This window comes from Streptomyces sp. NPDC046881 (genome assembly GCF_040645015.1).
Classification (GTDB): Bacteria; Actinomycetota; Actinomycetes; order Streptomycetales; family Streptomycetaceae; genus Streptomyces.
Genome location: NZ_JBEYXJ010000091.1, coordinates 1 through 24,872, shown reverse-complemented (window position 1 = coordinate 24,872; position 24,872 = coordinate 1). Strand labels below are relative to the sequence as shown.

The 24,872-nt window shown below is 70.4% G+C and carries 17 protein-coding genes; 11 read left to right on the top strand and 6 right to left on the bottom strand.

Annotation, left to right across the window (positions count from 1 at the left end; translation table 11 throughout):
- Positions 1 to 52 precede the first annotated feature (52 nt).
- Positions 53 to 427 (bottom strand): hypothetical protein, encoded by a 375-nt coding sequence (locus tag ABZ923_RS31580; protein WP_361478460.1) that lies wholly within the window; start codon positions 425 to 427, stop codon positions 53 to 55.
- Positions 428 to 455: 28 nt separating this feature from the next.
- Complete coding sequence (locus tag ABZ923_RS31575; RefSeq protein WP_361478457.1) at positions 456 to 4,259, bottom strand: GH92 family glycosyl hydrolase; 3,804 nt, start codon at positions 4,257 to 4,259, stop codon at positions 456 to 458.
- A gap of 341 nt (positions 4,260 to 4,600) precedes the next feature.
- Here ABZ923_RS31575 and ngcE point away from each other — a divergent pair, with 341 nt between their 5' ends.
- From ngcE to ABZ923_RS31525, 10 genes are all read left to right on the top strand, one after another.
- The gene (gene ngcE / locus ABZ923_RS31570) at positions 4,601 to 6,043 is read left to right on the top strand and encodes an N-acetylglucosamine/diacetylchitobiose ABC transporter substrate-binding protein (protein WP_361478454.1); all 1,443 of its coding nucleotides are present in this window, start codon (positions 4,601 to 4,603) and stop codon (positions 6,041 to 6,043) included.
- A 140-nt stretch (positions 6,044 to 6,183) separates the two neighbouring features.
- On the top strand, positions 6,184 to 7,119 hold the full coding sequence (locus ABZ923_RS31565) for a sugar ABC transporter permease (RefSeq protein WP_361478451.1): 936 nt from the start codon (positions 6,184 to 6,186) through the stop codon (positions 7,117 to 7,119).
- A gap of 14 nt (positions 7,120 to 7,133) precedes the next feature.
- The gene (locus tag ABZ923_RS31560) at positions 7,134 to 8,057 is read left to right on the top strand and encodes a carbohydrate ABC transporter permease (RefSeq protein ID WP_361478448.1); all 924 of its coding nucleotides are present in this window, start codon (positions 7,134 to 7,136) and stop codon (positions 8,055 to 8,057) included.
- 187 nt (positions 8,058 to 8,244) lie between these two features.
- Entirely contained in the window at positions 8,245 to 9,444 is a 1,200-nt protein-coding gene (locus ABZ923_RS31555; protein WP_361478445.1) for an ROK family transcriptional regulator, read from the top strand.
- A gap of 133 nt (positions 9,445 to 9,577) precedes the next feature.
- Positions 9,578 to 10,681 (top strand): substrate-binding domain-containing protein, encoded by a 1,104-nt coding sequence (locus ABZ923_RS31550; RefSeq protein ID WP_361478475.1) that lies wholly within the window; start codon positions 9,578 to 9,580, stop codon positions 10,679 to 10,681.
- Positions 10,682 to 10,869: 188 nt separating this feature from the next.
- Positions 10,870 to 11,661 carry an ATP-binding cassette domain-containing protein gene (locus tag ABZ923_RS31545; RefSeq protein WP_361478442.1) on the top strand — a complete coding sequence of 264 codons (792 nt, stop codon included), beginning with the start codon at positions 10,870 to 10,872 and terminating at the stop codon, positions 11,659 to 11,661.
- Positions 11,658 to 12,968, top strand: coding sequence for a sugar ABC transporter permease (locus tag ABZ923_RS31540; protein WP_361478439.1), 1,311 nt, complete (start codon positions 11,658 to 11,660; stop codon positions 12,966 to 12,968). The genes ABZ923_RS31545 and ABZ923_RS31540 overlap by 4 nt, the downstream gene beginning before the upstream one ends.
- Before the next feature lie 203 nt (positions 12,969 to 13,171).
- Entirely contained in the window at positions 13,172 to 15,100 is a 1,929-nt protein-coding gene (dxs, locus tag ABZ923_RS31535; RefSeq protein ID WP_361478436.1) for a 1-deoxy-D-xylulose-5-phosphate synthase, read from the top strand.
- Positions 15,101 to 15,241: 141 nt separating this feature from the next.
- Positions 15,242 to 16,765, top strand: a complete 1,524-nt coding sequence (locus tag ABZ923_RS31530; protein ID WP_361478433.1) for an amino acid permease — start codon at positions 15,242 to 15,244, stop codon at positions 16,763 to 16,765.
- A gap of 68 nt (positions 16,766 to 16,833) precedes the next feature.
- Complete coding sequence (locus ABZ923_RS31525) at positions 16,834 to 18,372, top strand: glycosyltransferase family 39 protein (RefSeq protein ID WP_361478430.1); 1,539 nt, start codon at positions 16,834 to 16,836, stop codon at positions 18,370 to 18,372.
- Here ABZ923_RS31525 and ABZ923_RS31520 read toward each other — a convergent pair.
- Positions 18,293 to 18,694, bottom strand: coding sequence for an NTP pyrophosphohydrolase (locus ABZ923_RS31520; RefSeq protein ID WP_361478427.1), 402 nt, complete (start codon positions 18,692 to 18,694; stop codon positions 18,293 to 18,295). The genes ABZ923_RS31525 and ABZ923_RS31520 overlap by 80 nt on opposite strands.
- A 76-nt stretch (positions 18,695 to 18,770) precedes the next feature.
- Here ABZ923_RS31520 and ABZ923_RS31515 point away from each other — a divergent pair, with 76 nt between their 5' ends.
- On the top strand, positions 18,771 to 19,787 hold the full coding sequence (locus tag ABZ923_RS31515; RefSeq protein WP_361478424.1) for a hypothetical protein: 1,017 nt from the start codon (positions 18,771 to 18,773) through the stop codon (positions 19,785 to 19,787).
- A 52-nt stretch (positions 19,788 to 19,839) separates the two neighbouring features.
- Here ABZ923_RS31515 and ABZ923_RS31510 read toward each other — a convergent pair whose 3' ends face one another.
- The 3 genes from ABZ923_RS31510 to ABZ923_RS31500 form a co-directional block, all read right to left on the bottom strand.
- Positions 19,840 to 21,969, bottom strand: a complete 2,130-nt coding sequence (locus ABZ923_RS31510; RefSeq protein ID WP_361478421.1) for a 3-hydroxyacyl-CoA dehydrogenase NAD-binding domain-containing protein — start codon at positions 21,967 to 21,969, stop codon at positions 19,840 to 19,842.
- Positions 21,966 to 23,183 (bottom strand): acetyl-CoA C-acyltransferase, encoded by a 1,218-nt coding sequence (locus ABZ923_RS31505; RefSeq protein WP_361478418.1) that lies wholly within the window; start codon positions 23,181 to 23,183, stop codon positions 21,966 to 21,968. The genes ABZ923_RS31510 and ABZ923_RS31505 overlap by 4 nt, the downstream gene beginning before the upstream one ends.
- A 314-nt stretch (positions 23,184 to 23,497) precedes the next feature.
- Positions 23,498 to 24,787 (bottom strand): ribonuclease D, encoded by a 1,290-nt coding sequence (locus ABZ923_RS31500; protein ID WP_361478415.1) that lies wholly within the window; start codon positions 24,785 to 24,787, stop codon positions 23,498 to 23,500.
- Positions 24,788 to 24,872 lie beyond the last annotated feature (85 nt).

The window sequence follows — 24,872 nt, the reverse complement described above, 5'->3', positions numbered from 1 at the left end:
CCCGAGCACAGCGAAGCGGCCCGCACCCGGTCTCCCGGGGCGGGCCGCCTCCTCATCGCTCGATGCGCACGCCGTCCGGCCGCGGGAACGGCATCATCTCCCACCCGTCGGGCCAGCCCCGGTACAGCGGCTCACCGGGTTCCGCCGCCAGCAGCCGCGGGATGCGCCCGCGCCACCACCGGACGTCCTCCTCGTGCCCCGGCCACGGGACGGTGGCGGCACGGAACCGGGCGTCCCAGCGGTCGAGCACCGGGCGCAACTCGGAGGCCGGCTCCGCGGGCAACGCGGGCCAGGCCTCCGTCAGCCCGTCACGGCACGCCATGTCGTCGAGGTACTCCGGCGCGCACCAGCAGTAGCCGTCCTCCACGTCCGCGACGAAGCCGGCCCACCGGGCGAGGAGCCGGTGAACGGCGAGCACCTCTTCCATGGGCCGACTGTCGCACGCGTGCTGCTCCTCAGGCCAGCAGTTCCACCTCCGCCAGGGCCGACTCGTCGTCCAGGACCAGGCGGTACTTCGGGTAGGTGCCCGGGTCGGCGATGGTGAAGGCGCGGGTCTGGCGGTCCCAGGTGAAGGTTTCGCCGGAGCGGTGGTCCAGGGTGTGCCAGTGCGTACCGTCGGCGGAACCCTGGAGGGTCCAGCCGGTCGGTGCCTTCGTGCGGTCGGCGCCCGAGGTCAGCGTGTACTGGACCGGCCTGACCGTGCCCTCGGCCGGCAGGTCCGCCGAGGTGACCGTCGCGCTCGTCGCCGAGGTGTCGTCGAAGAGCGCGCCGGCGCCCTTCAGGACGTCCCCCCGGGGCGCCGGCACCTTGTCGTCCCGGGTGATGGAGACCGGCGCCGCGTTCCTGCCCGTGCCCCACGCCGACGGCTCGGAGCCCATGGAGAAGTCCAGCACTCCGCCCTTGGACAGCAGCGAGTGCGGCAGTGAAGTCGACGTCCATGGGCGGCCGTTGAACTTCACGCCCTGGACGTAGACGTTTTTCGCGCTGTTCTTCGGCGCCCGCACCACCAGGTCCCGGCCGTTCTCCAGGTGCACGGTGACCTTCTTGAACAGCGGGGAGCCGATGGCGTACTCGCCGCTGCCCATCACCAGCGGGTAGAAGCCGAGCGCGGAGAACAGGTACCAGGCCGACTGCTCGCCGTTGTCCTCGTCGCCGTGGTAGCCCTGCCCGATCTCGCTGCCGGTGTACAGCCGGGAGAGCGCCTCACGGACGTACGCCTGCGCCTTCCAGGGCTCGCCGGCCGCGTCGTACATGTAGATGACGTGGTGCGCGACCTGGTTGGAGTGGCCGTACATGCCCATCCGGACGTCCCGCGCCTCGGTCATCTCGTGGATGACACCGCCGTAGGAGCCGACGTGGTCGGGGGAGGCCGTCTCCGGGGTGGCGAAGTACTCGTCCAGCTTGTCGGCGAGACCCGGCCGGCCGCCGTAGAGGTTGGCCAGGCCCCGGCTGTCCTGTGGGGCGGTGAAGGCGTAACCCCAGCCGTTGGTCTCCGTGTAGTCGTAGCCCCACACGCGGGGGTCGTACTTCGCGGAGTCCACGCGCCAGTCGCCCCTGCCGTCGCGGCCCTGGAAGAAGCCCGCCTTGGCGTCGAACAGGTTCACGTAGTCCCGGGCGCGGTTGAGGAAGTACGCCGACTCCTCCCGGTAACGTTTCTCGCCCGTCTTCCGGTAGAGAGCCTCGCCCATCTTCGCGATGCCGTAGTCGTTGACGTAGCCCTCCATCGCCCACGACAGGCCCTCGTGCGTGTCGGTCGAGGTGTAGCCGAGGAAGGGTGAGGTGGCCATGCCCTTGCGGCCCACGCCGGACGTCGGCGGGACGACGGTCGCGTTCTTCACGGCCGCGTCGTACGCCGCCTTCGCGTCGAACCGCACGCCCTTGACGTAGGCGTCGGCGAACGCCACGTCCGAGGAGGTGCCGGTCATCAGGTCGGCGTAGCCGGGGGAGGACCAGCGCGAGGTCCAGCCGCCGTCCTTGTACTGCTGCACGAACCCGTCGACCATCTCGCCGGCCTGCGACGGCGTCAGGAACGAGTACGCCGGCCAGGTGGTCCGGTACGTGTCCCAGAAGCCGTTGTTCACGTACACCCTGCCGTCGACGATCTTCGCGCCGGTGTGCGTCGGGGTGTCCGGACCCGGCATCGGGGAGAACGGCGAGGCGTACCGGTCCTTGCCGTCGACCTGCTCGAAGCCGGAGTTCGGGTACAGGTACAGCCGGTACAGACCGGAGTACAGCGTGGTCAGCTGGTCCGGAGTCGCCCCCTCCACCTCGACCTTGCCGAGCAGCTTGTCCCAGGCTCGTCGGGCCCGCGTCCGGACCGTGTCGAAGGAGGTGCCGTCCGGGATTTCCCGGCGCAGGTTGTCCTTCGCCTGGTCGATGCCGATGAGCGAGGTCGCCAGGCGCAGCGTGACGGTGCGGTCGGCGCCCGCGTCGAACCGCAGGTACCCCTTCACCCCGCTCGACGTGCCCTCGGTGACCGGCTTGTCGAACTCGCCGTACACGAACAGCCGGGTGGCGCCCGTGGACAGGCCCGACTTCACGTCCGAGTAGCCGGTGACGATCCCGTGCTCCTTGTCGAGCGTCAGCCCGGCCTGCTCGGTGACGTTGTCGAACAGCACGTTCGCGTTGTCGCCGGGGTAGGTGAAGCGGAGCACGGCCGCGTGGTCGGTCGGGGTCATCTCGGCCCGGAGACCGTTCTCGAACCGCACCCCGTAGTAGTACGGCCGCGCGGTCTCGTTCTCGTGCCGGAAGGGCAGCTCCCGCGCCTCGCGGCCGGTGTCCGGGGTGCCGGACGCGGCCGACGGCATCAGCTGGAAGGTCTGCCGGTCGCCCATCCACGGGCTCGGCTCGTGGCTCGCGCTGAACGCCTGGATCGTCGGCAGGTTGTCGGCGTTGTTCGCACGCGCGTACTCGTACAGCCAGCTGAGCGAGGACGCGTTGGTCACCGGCGTCCAGAAGTTGAAGCCGTGCGGCAGGGCGGTCGCCGGGAAGTCGTTGCCGCGCGAGAAGCTGCCGCTGGAGTTGGTGCCCCGGGTGGTCAGCGCGTAGTCCGACAGGTGCGCCTTCGGCTTCTCGGGCGCCACCGGCTCCAGGGTCACGTCGTCCAGCCAGCCGCGGAACTTCGCCGGGCCGTCGGGGGAGTCGTACGCCACCAGGACCCGGTCGACGGTCCTGCCGGCCGCCACCGAGCCGATCCGGGCGCTCACGTCGTTCCACTGGTTGACGTACAGGGCCTTCGACGCGCCCTGCCCGCGCGGGGAGAGCGGGAAGCCGTGCTGGTCCAGGGCGCCCAGGCCGCTCAGGTAGGTGCCGTCGGTGAAGGCCAGGTCGACGGAGACGTTCGTGGCGTCGTAGTCGCGGTCGCCGTCGGCCATCGACGGGAAGATGCGGTACGACAGCCGGGTGTCGCCGCCCACCTTCACGTTCACGTCGAAGACCTTGTTGTACGAGTAGGCCCGGCCGCCCGCCGTGTGCCGGCCGGCGTAGCGCAGGGCACGCTTTCCGGTGAACCCGGCCCGCGCCTTGGCGGTCGGGGAGCCGCTCGGTCCCTTGTCGACCAGGGTCAGCATGTCCTGCGGCACCGGACCGCCGGTGCCTCCGGCGGACAGCTGCACGTCGGCCAGCTGCAGGATGTCCGGGGCGCCGGCGTTCCGCGTCACCTCCAGCCGGAAGTACGGGTACTCCGCCGGCTCGGCGAGGTCGTACGACTTCGTCTGGAACCGCTCGGCGAAGGTCTCGCCCGAGCGGGTGTCGAGCGTCTTCCAGGTCTTGCCGTCGGCCGAGCCCTGGAGGGTCCAGTCCGCGGGGTCGCGCTCCGCGTAGTCGTTGGCCGAGGTGAGCGCGTACGTCGCTATCTTGATCGGCTTGTCCAGGTCGAACTCCACCCAGCCGGTGGGCTCGAAGGCCAGCCACTTGGTGCCGGGCTCGCCGTCGACGAGGTTCTCCTTGACCTCGCCGGCGCCCGCGTTCTCGGCGCTCGCCCGCACTTCGGTGACATGGTCGGTGACATTGCCCGGAATGCCGGTGCTGTAGCCGCCGTCGACGCCCGAGGCGCGCTTGTGGCCGTCCGCTCCGGTGTCGACGGTGTTCAGCCAGTCCGGCGCCGGATCGCCCGCCTCGAACGAGGATGCGAACTCCCGGTCGGCCGCCGGAGTCTTGGCCGGCAGGGCGACCGCGGCGCCCTGCGCGCCGACGGCCATGACAAAGGCGGCCGTGAGGACGGCCGCCGGACCCCATCTGTGCCGCGTTCTCCGCTGCATCTAAGGATTTCCCCTCCTGCGCCCCTCCGGACAACGTTGTCAGCTACCGGGCGCAGGAACCAGTAGGTGGTCAAGTGGTCCGTGATGTCAAGGGTGTTGGCTGTGGCATTCAGGGAGTTATGTCGCGTCTTTTTCCGCGGGGTCCTCCGCCGGGCCGGCATATTTCCGCGAGGTCTCAACTCGGAAAAGACCCAACGCGAACCATGCATTCGATCTTGCTCCGTCGGCGGGAAGTGGACTATACCTGTCGGCGTTTCCAGCACGACCCAGCACTACCCGACAGCGGTGCCGGGGAGGATCCGGTTCACCGCCTGAGTCCTGGAGAAGGCGAGGACTTGAGCATGGGATCCACTGCGCACCACGATGCCGAAGGTGTGGGCCGTCGTGATCTGATCAAGCGGTCCGCGGCGCTCGGCCTGGTCGCCGCACCCGGAATGGGCCTGCTGTCCGCCTGCGCCAGCGGCGGCGGGGACGGCGACTCGGGGGAGGGCGGCATCAAGGGAAAGGCGTCCAAGGACAACCCGTTCGGTGCCAAGAAGGGCAGCAAGCTCGACGTCGTCGTCTTCAAGGGCGGATACGGCGACGATTACGCCAAGGCGTGGGAGGCCGACTTCGCCGAGAAGCTCGGCATCACCTCCACCCACACCGGCACCCAGGAGATCACCGGCAAGCTCCAGCCGCGCTTCAACGCGGGCAACCCGCCGGACATCGTCGACGACTCCGGCGCCCAGAAGATCAACATCGACGTCCTCTACAAGAACGGGCAGCTGCTGGACCTCGCCGAGGTGCTGGACGCCCCCTCGGTGGACGACCCCGCCAAGAAGGTCCGCGACACCCTGATCCCGGGCACGCTCGACCCGGGCCTGCAGGAGGGCAAGATCGTCGCCCTGAACTACATCTACACGGTGTGGGGGCTGTGGTACTCCGGCAAGCTCTTCAAGGAGAAGGGCTGGGAGGAGCCCAAGACCTGGGCCGACTTCCTCGCCATCTGCAAGGACGCCAAGTCGCAGGGCATCGGCGGCCTCGCCCACCAGGGCAAGTACCCGTACTACATCAACGTCGCCATCATGGACCTGATCGCCAAGAAGGGCGGCCTGGACGCCATGAAGGCGATCGACAACCTCGACCCCAAGGCGTTCGTCGGTTCCGAGGCGGCCCAGGAGGCCATCGAGGCGATCTACGAGGTGGTCGAGAAGGGCTTCCTGATGCCCGGTACCAACGGCCTGACCCACACCGAGTCGCAGACCCGCTGGAACCAGTACAAGGCCGTGTTCATCACCTCCGGCTCCTGGCTGGAGAACGAGCAGCTCAAGCAGACGCCGACCGACTTCGACATGAAGTTCCTGCCGATGCCGCTGCTGCCCGGCAGCAAGCTGCCCTTCGAGGCGATCCGGGCCGGTTCGGGCGAGCCCTTCGTCATCCCGGCCAAGGCGAAGAACCTGCCGGCCGCGAAGGAGTTCATGCGGCACATGCTCTCCAAGGAGTGGTCGACGCTCTTCGCCAAGCAGGCCAACTCGCTGACGATCCTCAAGGACGGAGTCGACCCGGGTGTCCGGCTGCGGCCGGGTACGCAGTCCACGGTCGAGGCGTCCAAGGCGGCCGGTGACAACACCTTCCGGTACCTGTACACCGAGTGGTACGGCGAGATGGGGACCGCCATCGAGGCCGCGTCCAACGAGCTGATGTCCAAGCGGATTCAGCCGAAGGAGTGGCTGAAACGCTGTCAGGCGGCGGTGGACAAGCAGGCCAAGGACCCCGCGTCCAAGAAGAACCACCGGGATTAGGTTCGCCCAGTCGCCGCGGGGGTGCGGGACACTCGCGAGTGCCGGTTCGTCGTGGCTGGTCGCGCCCACGCGGCCGAGCCGCATATCGGCACAGCCCCGCACCCCTTCGGGGCGCTCTACCACAGGGCAGGAAACAGGCCATGCGCAAAGGGCAGTACCGGTTCGTCGCGGGGTTTCTCCTCGTTCCCGTGGCGCTTTATGTGATCTTCGTGATCTGGCCGTACCTCCAGACGTTCGGCTATTCGCTGACCGACTGGAAGGGGCAGTCCCAGACCTTCCACTTCGTTGGTCTGGACAATTACAGGAAGCTGTTCCAGGACGACGTCTTCCTGGAGGCCATCTGGCACAACATCCTCTTCCTGGTCTTCATCCCGGTGATCACGATTCTGCTCGCCCTGTTCTTCGCCTTCATGCTGAACGCGGGCGGGCGAGGCCGGGCCGGCGGGGTGCAGGGAGTCGCCGGCGCGAAGTTCTACAAGATCCTCTACTTCTTCCCGCAGGTGCTGTCGCTGGCCATCCTCGCGGTGCTGTTCAACGCGGTGTACCGCAGTGACGGCGGCGGTCTGCTCAACGGCCTGCTGATCAAGCTCGGCCTGGTGGACGCCGACAACCCGGTGGAGTGGCTCAACGAGCCGAACATGGTGCTGTGGGCACTGCTGCTGGTCGTGGTGTGGCACGGCGTCGGCTTCTACCTGGTGCTGTTCTCGGCCGCCATGCAGTCCATCCCGCGGGACATCTACGAGGCCGCCCTGATCGACGGGGCGAGCCGGAACCAGTCCTTCTTCCGTATCACCCTGCCGCTGCTGTGGGACTCGGTGCAGACCGCCTGGGTCTACCTCGGCATCGTCGCCATGGACATGTTCGTACTGGTCTCCTCGATGACCCAGAACATGGGCGCGTACGGCGGCGGCCCCGACCACCACAGCGACGTGATGTCGACGGTGATGATGCGGAACTTCCTCTACTACGGCAAGAGCGGTTACGCCTGCGCCATGGGTGTGGTCATGCTGCTGCTCACGCTGGTCCTGTCCGTGGTCACGCTGCGCGCCACCCGCCGCGAGCGCATCGAGTTCTGAGCGGAGCGACGACGATGAGCGCACCCATCAAGGAGACCGCCCCCGCGCCGGCCGGGCGGACGGTGGCCAAGGTCCCCGTCCGGCCGGGCGACCGGCGCAGCGAGGGCGTGGTCCTGAACGTCTTCTCCCACGGCTTCCTCGCCCTGTGGGCCCTGCTGATCGTGCTGCCGCTGCTGTGGCTGGTGCTCAGCGCCTTCAAGACCGACGCCCAGATCGGCGGCTCGGCCCTCGGCTGGCCGGAGAACTGGACCGTCGACGTCTTCCGCCGTGCCTGGGACAAGGGCATCGGGGACTACTTCCTGAACACCGTGATCGTGCTGGTGTTCTCCGTGCCGCTGACCATGCTGTTCGGGTCGATGGCCGCGTACGTGCTGGCCCGGTACCGGTTCTGGGGCAACCGGCTGCTGTACTACTTCTTCGTGGCCGGCGCGATGTTCCCGGTCTTCCTGGCCCTGGTCCCGCTGTTCTTCATGGTCAAGCGGCTGGACATGCTGAACACCTACCAGGGGCTGATCCTGGTCTACATCGCCTACTCGATGCCGTTCACGGTGTTCTTCATGCACGCCTTCTTCCGGACCCTGCCCACGGCGGTCTTCGAGGCGGCGATCCTGGACGGGGCCTCGCACACCCGTACCTTCTTCCAGGTGATGCTGCCGATGGCCAAGCCCGGACTGATCAGCGTGGGGATCTTCAACACTCTGGGGCAGTGGAACCAGTTCATCCTGCCCACGGTCCTCATGCAGCCGCAGAGCGGTGACGACCCCGAGCGCTACGTCCTCACCCAGGGCCTGATCCAGCTGCAACAGCAGCAGGGGTACGCCTCCGACCTGCCCGTTCTCTTCGCGGGTGTGACCATTGCCATGATCCCGATGCTGGTGGTCTACCTGTCCTTCCAGCGCCAGGTGCAGGCGGGCCTGACCTCGGCGACGCTGAAGTAACCGGGCCCCGCGCACCCCCGCGCGCACGCCGCCCCCGGCCTCGGGGGCGGCGTACTCGCGCGTGTACCGGGCACCACGAAACAGTTCAACCTCTTGACGGAAGTCGCCCCGAACGGCTCAGCTTAGAGTTCACTAGTTGGACATACACGGGGCCTCATCGAAGCGGCCCCGCGCTCAGGAGGTCGTCGTGGAGACTCCAGGGTCGCAGTCGTCGCTGCACCGAGCCAACCTGGAGCGGGTCGTCCGGGCCGTACGCCTGGCCGGGTCCCTCACGCAGGCGGAGATCGCGCGGACGACCGGGCTGTCCGCAGCGACCGTCTCCAACATCGTGCGGGAGCTGAAGGACGGCGGAACCGTCGAGGTCACGCCCACGTCGGCGGGCGGGCGCCGGGCCCGCAGCGTCAGCCTGAGCGGCGACGCCGGGATCGTGATCGGCGTCGACTTCGGGCACACCCATCTGCGCGTCGCGATCGGGAACCTCGCCCATCAGGTGCTGGCCGAGGAGGCCGAGCCGCTGGACGTGGACGCCTCCGCCGACCAGGGCTTCGACCGGGCCGAACAGCTGGTCGAGCGGCTGATCGCGGCGACCGGCGTGGACCGGACCAAGGTGGCCGGCGTGGGGCTCGGCGTGCCGGGTCCGATCGACGTGGAGTCGGGCACGCTGGGGTCCACCGCGATCCTGCCCGGCTGGGGCGGCACCAAGCCCGCCGAGGAGCTGCGCGAACGGCTCGGCGTGCCCGTGCACGTGGACAACGACGCCAACCTCGGCGCCCTGGGCGAGCTGGTCTGGGGCAGCGGCAAGGGCGTGCGGGACCTCGCCTACATCAAGGTGGCGAGCGGTGTCGGCGCCGGCCTGGTCATCGACGGGAAAATTTATCGCGGCCCGGGTGGCACAGCTGGAGAAATCGGACATATTACACTCGATGAATCCGGCCCGGTCTGCCGCTGCGGTAACCGCGGCTGCCTGGAGACGTTCGCGGCGGCGCGCTATGTGCTCCCGCTGCTCCAGCCCAGCCACGGCACCGACCTGACCATGGAAGGCGTCGTACGGCTGGCCAGGGACGGTGATCCGGGCTGTCGTCGGGTGATCGCCGACGTCGGCCGCCACATCGGCAGTGGGGTGGCCAATCTCTGCAATCTGCTGAACCCGAGCAGGGTGGTCCTCGGCGGTGATCTCGCCGAGGCCGGCGAGCTGGTGCTCGGGCCGATCAGGGAGTCCGTCGGCCGCTACGCCATTCCCAGCGCGGCGCGCCAACTGTCCGTTCTTCCAGGGGCACTTGGGGGCCGGGCGGAGGTGCTCGGAGCGCTCGCCCTCGCCCTCAGCGAGATGGGCGATTCAACCCTTTTGGAGGGGGCACTCCCCGTGGCGGCCCCTGCCTTCACTTAGAGAACGGATGGCACCGTTGCCATCTCGTTAAGGATTTACTTCTTGACGTCGCACGTGTGGCCGAGTTGACTTCCAGCCACCTCGGCCGCAACGACGCGGCCTCGTCAGGGAGGTTTCACAAGTGAACGCACGTATGCGTCGTGCCGCCGTTGCCGTTGCCGCCGGTGCGATGGCCGTCTCGCTGGCCGCCTGTGGCAGCGCCAAGGAGTCGAAGGGCAACGACGACTCTTCCTCCGCGTCGGCCAAGAAGGGCGACGACATCAAGGTCGGTCTGCTCCTGCCGGAGAACAAGACCGCCCGCTACGAGAAGTTCGACAGGCCGCTGATCGAGAAGAAGATCAAGGAACTGACGAACGGCAAGGCCACGGTCGACTACAACAACGCCCGTCAGGACGCGAACCTGCAGGCCCAGCAGGTCGACACCATGATCACCAACAAGGTGGACGTCCTGATCGTGGACGCGGTGGACGCCAAGGCCATCCAGAACTCCGTCCAGAAGGCCGTGGACGCCGGCATCAAGGTCGTCGCCTACGACCGCCTCGCCGAGGGCCCGATCAGCGCCTACACCTCGTTCGACAACGAGGAGGTCGGCCGGACCCAGGGCAACGCCCTGCTGAAGGCGCTGGGCGGCAAGGCCGGCAAGTCCTCCAAGGTCGTCATGATCAACGGCTCGGTGACCGACCCGAACGCCGCCCAGTTCAAGAAGGGCGCGCACTCCGTCCTCGACGGCAAGGTCACCATCGCCAAGGAGTACGACACCAAGGAGTGGTCGCCGGACAACGCCAACTCCGAGATGGAGGCGGCGATCTCCGCGGTCGGCAAGAAGAACATCGTGGGCGTCTACTCCGCCAACGACGGCATGGCCGGCGGTATCATCACCGCCCTCAAGGCCGCCGGTCTCAACGTCCCGGTCACCGGCCAGGACGCCGAGCTGGCCGGTGTGCAGCGCATCGTCGCCGGTGACCAGTACATGAGCGTCTACAAGCCGTACGCGCCGGAGGCCGACGCCGCCGCCGAGATGGCCGTCGCGCTCGCCCAGGGCAAGTCGCTGGACTCCGTCGCCAAGGACAAGGTCTCCAGCACCTCCCAGAAGGACGTGCCCTCGGTGCTGGTCCCGGTCACCTCGCTGACCAAGGACAACATCAAGGACACCGTCATCAAGGACGGCGTCTACACCGCCGCCGACATCTGCACCGGCAAGTACAAGGCCGCCTGCGACAAGCTCGGCCTCAAGTAAGCAGTCCGCAGTCCCCTCCGGGCCGCCGGCGTTCATTGCCTGAACGCCCGCGGCGGAGGTGACCGGCTGCCCCAGGCTCCTCCGGCGCCCCGCGCATTCGACAGCCCCGCAAGCTCGGCGCGGGGCGCCGGACGGAACTCCCCTCTAAACTTCTGCACAACCTCCCGCCGGGTCAGGCGGCGAAGGAGATGGTTCACGTGTCCGCTACGCCCGTGCTGGCGTTGCGCGGGGTCTCCAAGCGATTCGGTGCCGTCCAGGCGCTCACCGACGTAGAGCTTGAGGTCCACGCCGGTGAGGTGGTCGCCCTGGTCGGCGACAACGGTGCCGGAAAGTCCACGCTGGTCAAGACGATCGCCGGCGTGCATCCCATCGACGAGGGCGCCATCGAATGGGATGGCAAGCCCGTGTCGATCAGCCGGCCGCACGACGCCCAGGCGCTGGGCATCGCGACGGTCTACCAGGACCTCGCGCTGTGCGACAACATCGACGTCGTCGGCAACCTGTTCCTCGGCCGTGAGCTGAGGAAGTGGGGCGTCCTGGACGAGGTCGAGATGGAGCGCCGCGCCCGCGAGCTGCTCACCACGCTGTCGATCCGCATCCCGAGCGTCCGCATCCCGATCGCCTCGCTCTCCGGCGGCCAGCGCCAGACCGTGGCCATCGCGCGCTCGATGCTCGGCGACCCCAAGCTGGTCATCCTGGACGAGCCGACCGCCGCCCTCGGCGTCGAGCAGACCGCCCAGGTGCTCGACCTCGTCGAGCGGCTGCGCGAGCGCGGCCACGCCGTCATCCTCATCAGCCACAACATGGCGGACGTGAAGGCGGTGGCCGACAAGGTCGCCGTCCTGCGCCTCGGCCGCAACAACGGCGTCTTCGAGGTCAAGACGACCTCGCAGGAGGAGATCATCTCCGCCATCACGGGCGCCACCGACAACGCCGTGACCCGCCGTGCGGCGCGCACGAACGGGGAGGTTTCCCAGTGAGCATCGACAAGACCTCCGCGAACGTCGGCAAGACCGAGGAGCCGCAGGACGCCCCGGTCGTCAACCCGGAGGCCGCGGCCGCCGCGGTCACCGCCGTCGACCCGCGCCTGCTGGTGCGCGAGCAGGGCCTGCTCGGCTACTGGAGCGAGTTCAAGCGCAAGATGAAGGCCGGTGAGCTGGGCTCCCTGCCGGTCGTGGTCGGCCTCGCCGCCATCTGCATCATCTTCCAGGTGCTGAACTCCAACTTCCTGTCCGCGCAGAACATCAACGACGTCACCGTCACGATGGTCGGCACGGGCATGATCTCGGTCGGCATCGTCTTCGTGCTGCTGCTCGGCGAGATCGACCTGTCGGTCGGCTCGGTCAGCGGCGCGGCCAGCGCCCTGATGGCCGTCCTCGCGGTCAACCAGGGCTGGCCGGAGTGGGCGGCCGTCCTCCTCGCCATCGGCGCCGGTGTCGCGATCGGCGCGCTGCACGGCTTCTTCTTCGCGGTGCTCGGCGCCCCCGCCTTCGCCGTGACGCTGGCCGGCCTGCTGTTCTGGCTCGGCTTCATGCTGAAGGTGCTGGGCGAGGACGGCACGATCAACCTCGACGGCGACGGCCTGGTCGCCAAGCTGACCACGTACTACTTCTCGGACGTCGCCGCCGCGTACGGCCTCGCCGTGGTCGTGGTGGGCGTGTTCTTCCTCACCTCCTTCCTCGGCAACCGGCGCCGGGAGGCCGCGGGCGTCCCGTCCCGGCCGCTCAGCGACACCGTGCTGCGCACGGTCCTGCTGGCGGTGGTCTCCTTCGCCGCGGCCTACATGTACAACCAGTACAAGGGCCTGCCGCTGGCCACGGTGATCTTCCTCGCGTTCCTGGTCGGGACCGACTTCGTGCTGCGGCGCACCGCCTACGGCCGCAAGATCTTCGCGCTCGGCGGCAGCGTCGAGGCCTCCCGGCGTGCGGGTATCAACGTCACGGCGGTGCGGATCTCCGTCTTCGCGATCTCCGGTGGGTTCGCGGCGGTCGGCGGTCTGTTCCTGGCCTCGAAGATCGCCTCGGCCAACCAGAGCGCCGGTACGGGTGACCTGCTCATGAACGCGATCGCCGCGGCCGTCATCGGTGGTACGTCGCTGTTCGGCGGGCGCGGTCGCACGTGGAACGCGCTGCTGGGTGTGCTGGTGATCGTGTCCATCCAGTACGGGCTGCAGCTGCAGTCCATCGCGGAGCCGGTGAAGTACATGATCACCGCCGCCGTGCTGCTGACCACCGTGGTGATCGACTCCATCACGCGCAAGACGCAGAAGACCGCGGGGCGCGCGTAACGCGGTCGCGCCGCAGGGGTGCGGGTGTGACGGCGGGTGCCGGTCCTTGATGGCCGGTCGCGCGGTTCCCCGCGCCCCTTCGGGCGCTCACAGAGCCCGGCACCGTCAAAGGTGTCGGGCGCTGTCATGTGTTGTCAGGCCGGAACATTAGACTCGGGCGAGCCCGGCAACAGCTCGATCAGCTCTACTGCAAGGAGGCACGGGTGCCGCTGCTGACCCGCATCAGGGGACCGCGCGATCTGGACCGGCTCAGCCTGGAGGAGCTGGACCAGCTGGCGGAGGAGATCCGTACCTTCCTCGTCCAGGAGGTCTCCAAGACCGGCGGGCACCTGGGCCCCAACCTCGGTGTGGTGGAGCTGACCATCGCCCTGCACCGGGTCTTCGAGTCCCCGAAGGACAAGGTGCTGTGGGACACCGGCCACCAGTCCTACGTGCACAAGCTGCTCACCGGCCGGCAGGACTTCTCGCGGCTGAAGATGAAGGGCGGCCTGTCGGGCTACCCCTCGCAGGCCGAGTCCGAGCACGACGTCATCGAGAACAGCCACGCCTCGACCGTGCTCGGCTGGGCCGACGGCATCGCCAAGGCCAACCAGCTGCGCAGGCAGGACAGCCACGTGGTCGCGGTCATCGGTGACGGGGCGCTGACCGGCGGCATGGCCTGGGAGGCGCTGAACAACATCGCCGAGGCCAAGGACCGCCCGCTCGTCATCGTCGTCAACGACAACGAGCGCTCCTACGCCCCGACCATCGGCGGCCTCGCCAACCACCTGGCGACCCTGCGCACGACCGACGGCTACGAGCGCTTCCTGGCCCGGACCAAGGACATCCTCGACCGCACCCCGGTCGTCGGCAAGCCGCTGTACGAGACCCTGCACGGCGCCAAGAAGGGGCTGAAGGACTTCATCGCCCCGCAGGGCATGTTCGAGGACCTGGGCCTGAAGTACGTCGGCCCGATCGACGGCCACGACATCGAGGCGCTGGAGTCGGCGCTGGCCCGGGCCAAACGGTTCGGCGGGCCGGTCATCGTGCACTGCCTGACCGAGAAGGGCCGCGGCTACCAGCCCGCCCTCCAGGACGAGGCCGACCGGTTCCACGCCGTCGGCAAGATCCACCCGGACACCGGCCTGCCGATCGCCTCCTCCGGCGCCGACTGGACCTCGGTCTTCGGCGAGGAGATGGTGCGGCTCGGCGAGGAGCGCGAGGACATCGTCGCCATCACCGCGGCCATGCTCCAGCCGGTCGGCCTGGACCGCTTCGCCAAGCGCTTCCCCGAACGGGTGTACGACGTCGGGATCGCCGAGCAGCACGGCGCCGTCTCCGCGGCCGGCCTCGCCTACGCCGGTCTGCACCCCGTCTTCGCCGTGTACGCCACCTTCCTGAACCGCGCCTTCGACCAGGTCCTCATGGACGTGGCCCTGCACCGGTGCGGAGTGACGTTCGTACTGGACCGGGCCGGCGTCACCGGCACCGACGGCGCCTCGCACAACGGCATGTGGGACATGTCGATCCTCCAGGTGGTGCCCGGGCTGCGGCTGGCCGCGCCGCGCGACGCCGACCAGGTGCGGGCCCAGCTGCGAGAGGCCGTCGCCGTCGAGGACGCGCCGACCGTGGTGCGCTTCTCCAAGGGTGCCGTCGGCCCCGCCGTACCCGCCGTGGGCCGGGTCGGAGGCATGGACGTGCTCCGCGAGCCGGGCACCGACCGGCCGGACGTGCTGCTGGTCTCGGTGGGCGCCCTCGCCCCGATGTGCCTGGAGATCGCCGAGCTGCTCGACCGCCAGGGCATCACCACCACCGTGGTCGACCCGCGCTGGGTCAAGCCCGTCGACGAGGCCATGGCCCCGCTCGCCGAGCGGCACCGGGTCGTCGTCACCGTCGAGGACAACAGCCGCGCCGGCGGAGTCGGCTCCGCGATCGCCCAGGCCCTGCGGGACGCGGGCGTGGACGTGCCGCTGCGCGACTTCGGCATCCCGCCGCGCTTCCTGGACCACGCCTCCCGCGCCGAGGTGCTCGCCGAGATCGGGCTGACCGCGCCGGACATCGCCCGCCAGGTCACCGGGCTGGTCGCCAAGATCGACGGCCGGTTCGGCGACTCGGCGCGCGCGGTGGACTCCGTGGAGCCCGCGCGCGACTAGAAACGGATCCCACGGGCCGGTTCCGCCGCTTCTCCGGGTGGCGGAACCGGCCTTTTTGCGTGAACCTGCCTGTGCCGGGGCTTACGCGTCCCCAGCCCTCTCGATCATGTCGAGGACGACAAGCGTGTGGGAGGTAGGCCCGTGAGCAGCACGCTCTTCAGGACGAAGAAGATCGAGCAGTCGATCCTCGACACCGAGGAACCCGAGCACTCGCTCAAGAAGACCCTCTCCGCGCTCGACCTGACCGTCTTCGGCGTCGGTGTCATCATCGGCACCGGCATCTTCGTCCTCACCGGGCAGGTCGCCAAGAACAACGCCGGCCCGGCGGTGTCCCTGTCCTTCGTCGCGGCCGGTGTCGCCTGCGGGCTCGCCGCCCTGTGCTACGCCGAGTTCGCCTCCACGGTCCCCGTGGCGGGCTCCGCGTACACCTTCTCGTACGCCTCCCTGGGCGAGCTGCCCGCCTGGATCATCGGCTGGGACCTGGTCCTGGAATTCGCCCTCGGCACCGCCGTGGTGGCGGTCGGCTGGTCCGGCTACATCCGCTCCCTGATGGACAACTGGGGCTGGCACCTGCCGGCCTCCCTGGGCGGCCGGGAAGGCGCCTCCGGCTTCGGGTTCGACATCCTCGCCGCCGCCCTGGTGCTGGTGCTCACCGCCATCCTCGTCGTCGGCATGAAGCTGTCCGCGCGGATCACCTCGGTCGTCGTCGCCATCAAGGTGACCGTCGTCCTCATCGTGATCATCGCGGGCGCCTTCTTCGTGAGCGGCGCCAACTACAAGCCGTTCATCCCCGCACCCCAGGCCGTGCCGGCAGGCGGCAACCTCAACGCCCCGCTGATCCAGCTGATGTTCGGCTGGGCGCCGTCCAACTTCGGTGTGATGGGCATCTTCACCGCCGCCTCGGTGGTGTTCTTCGCGTTCATCGGGTTCGACATCGTCGCCACCGCCGCCGAGGAGACCCGCAACCCGCAGCGGGACATGCCGCGCGGCATCCTCGGCTCCCTGCTCATCTGCACCGTGCTCTACGTCGCCGTCTCCATCGTCGTCACCGGCATGCAGAAGTACACCCGGCTCTCCGTCGACGCCCCGCTCGCCGACGCGTTCAAGTCCATCGGCCACCCCTGGTACGCGGGCGTCATCAGCTTCGGCGCCGCGGTCGGCCTGACCACCGTCTGCATGATCCTGCTGCTGGGCCAGACCCGGGTGTTCTTCGCGATGAGCCGGGACGGACTGCTGCCCCGCTTCTTCTCCCGCGTCCACCCGCGCTTCCGCACCCCGCACCGGCCGACCATCCTGCTCGGCGTGATCATCGCGATCGTGGCCGGCTTCACCAGCCTGAGCGAACTGGCCGAGCTGGTGAACATCGGCACGCTGTTCGCGTTCGTCGTCGTCGCCCTGAGCGTCATCATCCTGCGCAGGACCCGCCCCGACCTGCACCGCGCCTTCCGCACCCCGTGGGTCCCGGTCATCCCCGTCCTGTCGGTGTGCGCCTCGCTGTGGCTGATGCTCAACCTGCCCGCCGAGACCTGGCTCCGGTTCGCCATCTGGATGGTCATCGGCTTCGTCGTCTACTTCCTCTACGGCCGTTCCCACAGCCGCCTCGGCCGGGAACAGGAGACCGCCGCCGCCGAGGCCGCGCATCCGCCGAACGGAACGACCCGCTAGCCGACCGACCCCCCGACCCCGTATGTCCCGCTTCGGCGGAGACGGCGGGGCCGGATAGCGTGCGGACCATGCTCGCCGCCCCGCTCGCCCCCGCACGGCCCACGGTCACCCGGACGGCGTACTGGTCGCGGCTCCTGCCCCTCCTGGCGGCGCTGGCCTGCGTCACCCGGGTGCCCTCCTTCGTCCGGCCGCTGTGGAACCCGGACGAGGGCTTCCTCGCCGTCCAGGCCCGGCTGCTGGCCGGGGGCGGACAGCTGTACGAGACGGTGGTGGACCGCAAACCGCCGCTGCTGCCCTGGCTGTACCAGGCCGCGTTCGCGCTGTGCGGCTCCGGCTCGCTGACCCCGCTGCGGGTCCTCGCCGTCCTCGCCCAGCTGCTCACCGCCGTCCTGCTGGCCTCGCTGGCCCGCCGCCGCTGGGGCGACCGCGCCGGCCGCACCGCCGGAGTGCTGTACCTGCTCGTCTCCGTCGGGCTCAACCCCGAGGACGCGCAGGCCGCCACCTTCGAGGTGTTCATGCTGCCCTGGACGGCCGCCGCCCTGTGGTGCGCCGACCGCGGGCGCTGGGGCGCGGCCGGGGCCGCCGTCGCCGCCGCGTTCCTGACCAAGCAGACCGGCGGCGCCGTCCTGCTGCCGGCGGTCTGGCTGCTGCACCGCCGGGGCGGCACCCGCGCGGGCCTGCCCCGGCTCGCCGCCGGTCTCGCCGTACCCGTGCTCGGCGCGGCCCTGCTGACGGACCCGGCCGGCTTCCTGTTCTGGACGGTGACCGGGTCCGCCGCCTACGCCACCCCCACCGGCTCCGAACTCCACGTCCTGGCCCGCGCGCTGACCAACACCGCGATCCTGGCCGCGGCCTCGGCGGGGCTGCTGCCCCCGCTCGTACGGGCCCTGCGCACCGCCCGCACCGGAGCGGCCGAACTGTGGCTGTGGCTGGCCTCCTCGGCCGTCGCGGTGATCCTCGGCTGCCACTTCTTCGGCCACTACTACCTGCAACTGACCCCGCCGCTCGCCCTGCTGGCCACCGCCGCGCTGCACGTCCTGCCCCAGGAACGGCACCTGGCCGCCGTCTTCACCTCGGCCTGCGCCTGCGCCCTCTTCGTCGGCTGGGGCCTGTTCGCCCCGCGCCCCGAACTCGCGCACGCCGAACGGCTGGCGGCGGCCCTCGCGCACCGCACGGCACCCGCCGACCGGGTCCTCGTCTGGGGCATACACCCGGAGACGTACTGGCTGGCCGGCCGTACCCCCGCCACCCGCTACCTCACCGCGGGCCTGCTCACCAACTACAGCGGCGGCCGGGACGGCCCCCGGGTCGGCGAGGAGTACGCCGTCGCCGGCGCCTGGCCGGTCTTCCGGCGGGAGATGACCGCGCACGCCCCCGCCCTGGTCGTCGACGACTCCCGGGGCCGGCCCTACGCCCCCGACCGCCTGCCCACCCTGCGCCGCCTGCTGGCCGCCGACTACGCGGAGGTGGGCCGGGTCGACGGGGCGGTGCTGTACGCCCGGGTGCCGGCCGGGCAGCGGGCGCGGCTCAGCCCAGGACCGTACGCGGCCCCGCCACCTCGGCCCCCAGCTCCGCCGCCCGGCGCCGCAGCTCCCGGTCGGCGGTGACGACCAGGCGGGGCCGGCCGGCGCTCTGCGCGGTCAGCTCCACGATCCGGTCGTCCCCGCTGCCCGGCGCCGACTCCACCCGGACGCCGGGCACGGACGCCACGCCCCGGGCGGCCCCCTCGACCACGAGCACGATCTCCACGGGCCCCGCGTGGCCGGGCAGCCCCTCGCTGGCCAGCCGGTCCCGCAGCCGCTCGGCCGCGCCCCTGCGATCCCGCCACCAGCCGTCGGGCCGGGAACCGACGACGTTCGCGCCGTCCACGACGACGAGCAGTGGGGCGGGGGAGTGGGAGGCGTCCACGGGGTGGCGGGGATCGGTCATGCACCCCAGGGTCCCACGGGCCGGCGGTACGGGGGCCGGGCCCCGGGGCCGGTACCGGGCGGCTTAAAGTGAACCGGTGAACGGCGACTGGCTCCTGCGCGGCCGCGACGGCCGGCTCAGCGTTTACCAGCTGTCGGGCGACGCCGTCCGGTGCCGGGCGGAGCGCGGCCCCGGCGGCCCCTGGTCCGCCCCCCGTAGGGTGGGCGGCGAGCAGCGGCTGCATCCCGTCCTGGCCGTCGGCCAGGGCGCCGACGGCTATGCCCACCTGGTCTCCTGGCGGCCCACCGTCAAGGGCGAGTCCGGGCTGGTGCACTCCACGCACTTCCGCCCGCACCTGGCGGCCCTGGACTGGAACCCGGTCGGCCACCCCAACAAGAAGGGCGACCGGACCGGCACCCCCGCCGTCGCGGTGGACGCCCAGGGCCGCGCCCATCTCTTCGTCCGCAACAAGGGCGGCGGCGTGAGCATGCTCGCCCAGAAGGAGAAGGGCGGCTGGGACCCCTGGCGGGACCTCAAGGGCGAGGAGGTCCAGGACGGTCTGGCGGCGGTGACGGGGGAGTCCGGCCGGGTCGAGCTGTACGCGGCCGTCCCGCAGGGCCTGCTGTACTGGCGTCAGGAACAGCCGGGCGCCCAGCCGGTGCTGCAGGAGTCCCTCCAGGCGCCGGTCCGCCCCGGCACCCTGCGCGCCCTGGCCACCTCCCCGGACCGTACGACCGTCTTCTACACCGACACCTCCGGCGACCTGTGCGCCTGGCGCCCGGGCGGCAAGCCGGTCACCCTGCTGCCCGCGGCCGGGCCGGGCCCGGTGTCGGCGGTCCGCTGCGACCTGGACGGCCACGACTGCACCCTGCTGGTCCAGCGGTCGGCCGCCCGCCGGGTCGCCTTCGCCGCCTATCCGACCGAACTGGAGTCCGCGGGCGCCTGGTGGACCGAGTCGGGCCCCGAGCTGCCGCTGGACGCGCTGGTGTCCCTCACCAAGGACGAGGGGGGCCGCGTGGTGGCGGCGACGTCGTCCCCGTCGACCGGCCGCCTCCTGCTGACCCGGCGCAAGGACGAGCCGGGGCTGGCGCTGGAGGCGTGGCGGGAGGTCTGACACACGCGAGGGCCCCCGCCGCGGCGGGGGCCCTCGGTGATGTCACCCGGTGTTACGCGGGAACGCTGGCCACGCCCGGCGCCAGGAACTTCTTGCCGTTCACACGCTCCGACACGCCCTCGCGGTCCAGGTACGGCGTGATGCCGCCCAGGTGGAAGGGCCAGCCGGCGCCCGTGATCAGGCACAGGTCGATGTCCTGGGCCTCGGCGACGACGCCCTCGTCGAGCATGAGCCCGATCTCCTGGGCGACGGCGTCGAGCACGCGGGCCCGCACCTGCTCCTCGGTCAGGACGACGTCGCCCTGCTTGAGCAGCGCGGCGACCTCCGGGTCCAGCTCCGGCTTGCCGCTGTCGTAGACGTAGAAGCCGCGCTTGCCCGCCTCCACGACCGCCTTGAGGTTCGGGGAGACCGTGAAGCGGTCCGGGAACGCGCCGTGCAGCGTCTCGGAGACGTGCAGGCCGATCGCCGGGCCGACCAGCTCCAGCAGCACCAGCGGGGACATCGGCAGACCGAGCGGCTCGACGGCCTTCTCGGCGACCTCGACCGGGGTGCCCTCGTCGATGACGTTCTGGATCTCGCCCATGAAGCGGGTCAGGATGCGGTTCACGACGAACGCCGGGGCGTCCTTGACCAGCACCGCGGTCTTCTTCAGCTTCTTGGCGACGGCGAACGCGGTCGCCAGGGAGGCGTCGTCCGTCTTCTCGCCGCGGACGATCTCCAGCAGCGGCAGCACCGCGACCGGGTTGAAGAAGTGGAAGCCGACGACCCGCTCGGGGTGCTTCAGCTTCGACGCCATCTCGGTGACCGACAGCGAGGAGGTGTTGGTGGCGAAGATCGCGTGCGCCGGGGCGACCGCCTCGACCTCCGCGAACACCTGCTGCTTGACGCCGATCTCCTCGAAGACGGCCTCGATGACGAAGTCGGCGTCGGAGAAGCCCTCGGCCTTGTCCAGCACACCGGTGACCAGCGCCTTGAGGCGGTTGGCCTTGTCCTGGTTGATCCGGCCCTTGCCGAGCAGCTTGTCGATCTCGGCGTGGACGTAGCCCACACCCTTGTCGACGCGCGCCTGGTCGATGTCGGTCAGCACGACCGGCACCTCCAGACGGCGCAGGAACAGCAGCGCGAGCTGGCTGGCCATCAGACCGGCGCCGACGACGCCGACCTTGGTGACCGGGCGGGCCAGGTTCTTGTCCGGGGCGCCGGCGGGACGCTTGCCGCGCTTCTGCACCAGGTTGAACGCGTAGATGCCGGAGCGCAGTTCGCCGCCCATGATCAGGTCGGCGAGGGCCTGGTCCTCGGCGTCGAAGCCCTGCTGGAGGTCCTCGTTCTTGGCGGCGGCGATGATGTCCAGGGCGCGGTAGGCGGCCGGAGCGGCCCCGTGCACCTTGCTGTCCGCGATGAAACGGCCCTTGGCGACGGCCTGGTCCCAGGCCTCGCCGCGGTCGATCACCGGGCGCTCGACCTTGATGTCGCCCTTGAGCACCTGGGCGGTCCAGATCAGCGACTGCTCCAGGAAGTCGGCTCCCTCGAAGAGCGCGTCCGCGATCCCGAGGTCGAAGACCTGCTTGCCCTTGAGCTGCTTGTTCTGGTTCAGCGAGTTCTCGATGATGACCGAGACGGCCTTCTCGGCGCCGATCAGGTTCGGCAGCAGGGTGCAGCCGCCCCAGCCGGGGACCAGGCCGAGGAAGACCTCGGGCAGCGAGAACGCCGGGATCGCCTTGGAGACGGTCCGGTAGGTGCAGTGCAGGCCGACCTCGACGCCGCCGCCCATCGCCGCGCCGTTGTAGTAGGCGAAGGTCGGCACGGCCAGCTTCGCCAGGCGCTTGAAGACCTCGTGACCGCCCTTGCCGATGGCGAGCGCGTGCTCGTGCTCCTTCAGCAGCTCGACGCCCTTGAGGTCGGCGCCGACCGCGAAGATGAACGGCTTGCCGGTGATGCCGACGCCGACGATCTCGCCGTCCGCGGCCTCCTTCTCGACCTGGTCGACGGCGGTGTTCAGGTTCGCCAGCGAGGCCGGGCCGAAGGTGGTCGGCTTGGTGTGGTCCAGGCCGTTGTCCAGCGTGATCAGCGCGAAGCGGCCGGCGCCGGCGGGGAGGTCGAAGTGGCGTACGTGCGCACTGGTGACGACCTCGTCGGGGAACAGCTCGGAGGCCTGCTTCAGAAGCTCGGCGGTGGTGCTCACTTGTCCCCCTCGAAGTGCGGGTTCTCCCAGATGACCGTCGCGCCCATGCCGAAGCCGACGCACATGGTGGTCAGGCCGTAGCGGACGTGCGGCTGCTCCTCGAACTGGCGGGCCAGCTGCGTCATCAGGCGGACGCCGGAGGAGGCCAGCGGGTGACCGAAGGCGATGGCGCCGCCGTACTGGTTGACGCGCTCGTCGTCGTCGGCGATGCCGTAGTGGTCGAGGAAGGCCAGCACCTGCACGGCGAAGGCCTCGTTGATCTCGAACAGGCCGATGTCGGAGATGGACAGGCCCGCCTTGGCGAGCGCCTTCTCCGTGGCCGGGATCGGGCCGTAGCCCATGACCTCCGGCTCGACGCCCGCGAAGGCGTACGAGACCAGGCGCATCTTCACCGGCAGGTCGTGCTCGCGGGCGAAGTCCTCGGAGGCGATGATCGAGGCGGTGGCACCGTCGTTGAGACCGGCGGCGTTGCCCGCGGTGACGCGGCCGTGCACGCGGAACGGCGTCTTCAGACCGGCCAGGCTCTCCAGGGTCGTACCCGGGCGCATCGGCTCGTCGGCGGTGACCAGGCCCCAGCCGGTCTCGCCGCCCTCGGGGTTGGTCCGGCGCACCGAGATCGGCACCAGGTCCTGCTGGATCTTGCCGTTGGCGTACGCCTTGGCGGCCTTCTCCTGCGAGCGCACGGCGTACTCGTCGGCGCGCAGCTTGGTGATCTGCGGGTAGCGGTCGTGCAGGTTCTCCGCGGTCATGCCCATGAACAGGGCCGACTCGTCCACCAGCTTCTCGGAGACGAACCGCGGGTTCGGGTCCACGCCCTCGCCCATCGGGTGGCGGCCCATGTGCTCGACACCGCCGGCGATGACGGCGTCGTAGGCACCGAAGGCGATCGAACCGGCGGTGGTGGTGACGGCGGTCAGGGCGCCGGCGCACATGCGGTCGATCGAGTAGCCCGGGACGGACTGCGGCAGGCCCGCGAGGATGCCGGCCGTACGGCCGAGAGTCAGGCCCTGGTCGCCGATCTGCGTGGTCGCGGCGATGGCGACCTCGTCGATCTTCTTCGGGTCCAGACCGGGGTTGCGGCGCAGCAGCTCCCGGATTGCCTTCACGACGAGGTCGTCGGCACGGGTCTCGTGGTAGATGCCCTTCGGGCCCGCCTTGCCGAACGGGGTGCGGACGCCGTCGACGAAGACGACGTCCCTGACGGTACGAGGCACGATGGCTCTCCTCCAGATGCGGGATGGCACTGCTGCGTTGCGCTGAGCGCGCGCTCAGCACCCATGCTACTTATCAGTAACGTGGCTGCACACCCCGGAAGGCGGGAGCGGCGAAGGTCACATCGGCCACCCGGCCGCAGGAGCACCCGCACGGGGCACGAAGAGTCGCGCGGGCACCATGAAGAAACCGGGGGCCCTGGCGCGGCGCTCACCGGCGCGGCGCCGCGGCCCCCGGGATGTGCCCGCGCAGGATCTTGGCGTGATTTCGACGTCCCCGTTCCGCTTCCGCGGCCCCACGGCTCCCGCCGGGACGGTCAGGCGCCCTTCACCGCCAGCGCGTCCACCAGCACCGGCGTGACCAGCTCCACCTGCCACGGCCGCGCGCCGTACCCCGCGAGCGCACGCTCCACGGACGTGGTGTCGACCACCTTCGGCGGCTCCCAGCACACCCGCCGCACGGTGTCCGGGGAGATCACGTTCTCCTGGGGCATGTTCAGCCGCTCGGCGAGGGCGGACACCCCCGCCCGGGCGGCGGACAGCCGCGCCGCGGCGGCCGGATCCTTGTCGGCCCAGGCCCGGGGCGGCGGCGGACCGGTCACCGGCTGTCCCGGCTGCGGCAACGCGCTGTCGGGAAGGGCCTTGGCCCGGTCCACGGCGGCCTGCCACTGCTCCAGCTGCCGCCGCCCCATCCGGTGCCCGAAGCCGCCCAGCGCGGCGAGGGCGTGGACGGAGCCCGGCAGGGCCAGCGCGGCCTCCACGATGGCCGCGTCGCTCAGCACCTTCCCCGGCGAGACGTCCCGGCGCTGCGCGATCCGGTCCCGGGTCTGCCACAGCTCGCGCACCACGGCGAGCTGCCGGCGCCGCCGCACCTTGTGCATGCCGGACGTGCGGCGCCAGGGGTCCTTGCGGGGCTCGGCCGGCGGCGCGGACGCGATCGCGTCGAACTCCTGGAGCGCCCACTCCAGCTTGCCCTGCCGGTCCAGCTCCTTCTCCAGGGCGTCCCGCAGATCGACGAGCAGCTCGACGTCGAGCGCCGCGTACCGCAGCCAGGGCTCGGGCAGCGGCCGGGTCGACCAGTCGACGGCGGAGTGGCCCTTCTCCAGGACGAAGCCGAGGACGCCCTCCACCATGGCGCCGAGGCCGACCCGGGGGAAGCCGGCGAGCCGGCCGGCCAGCTCGGTGTCGAACAGGCGGCCCGGAACCATGCCTATCTCGCGCAGGCAGGGCAGGTCCTGGGTGGCCGCGTGCAGCACCCACTCGACGCCGGACAGGGCCTCGCCGAGTGCGGACAGGTCGGGGCAGGCGACCGGATCGATCAGGGCCGTGCCGGCGCCCTCACGGCGCAGCTGCACCAGGTAGGCGCGCTGGCCGTAGCGGTAGCCGGAGGCGCGCTCGGCGTCCACGGCGACCGGTCCGGAGCCGGCGGCGAAGGCGGCGGTCACCTGCGCGAGGGCCGCCTCGTCGGCGATCACGGGCGGAATGCCCTCGCGCGGTTCGAGCAAAGGAGTCGGCGCCCCCGTCACAGAAGATCCGGCGTCGTCCGGAGGGGTGCCTCCGGTGGTCTGCAGGGAGCTGTCTGCTGCGGTGTCTTGGGCGTCGGTCACCTGTCAAGGGTATCCGTGTGGGGACGGGGGCCGGGTTGGGGTAGTTTCGGGGGGGGGGGGTGCACGGGGGGTGTAGAGTGAGTGT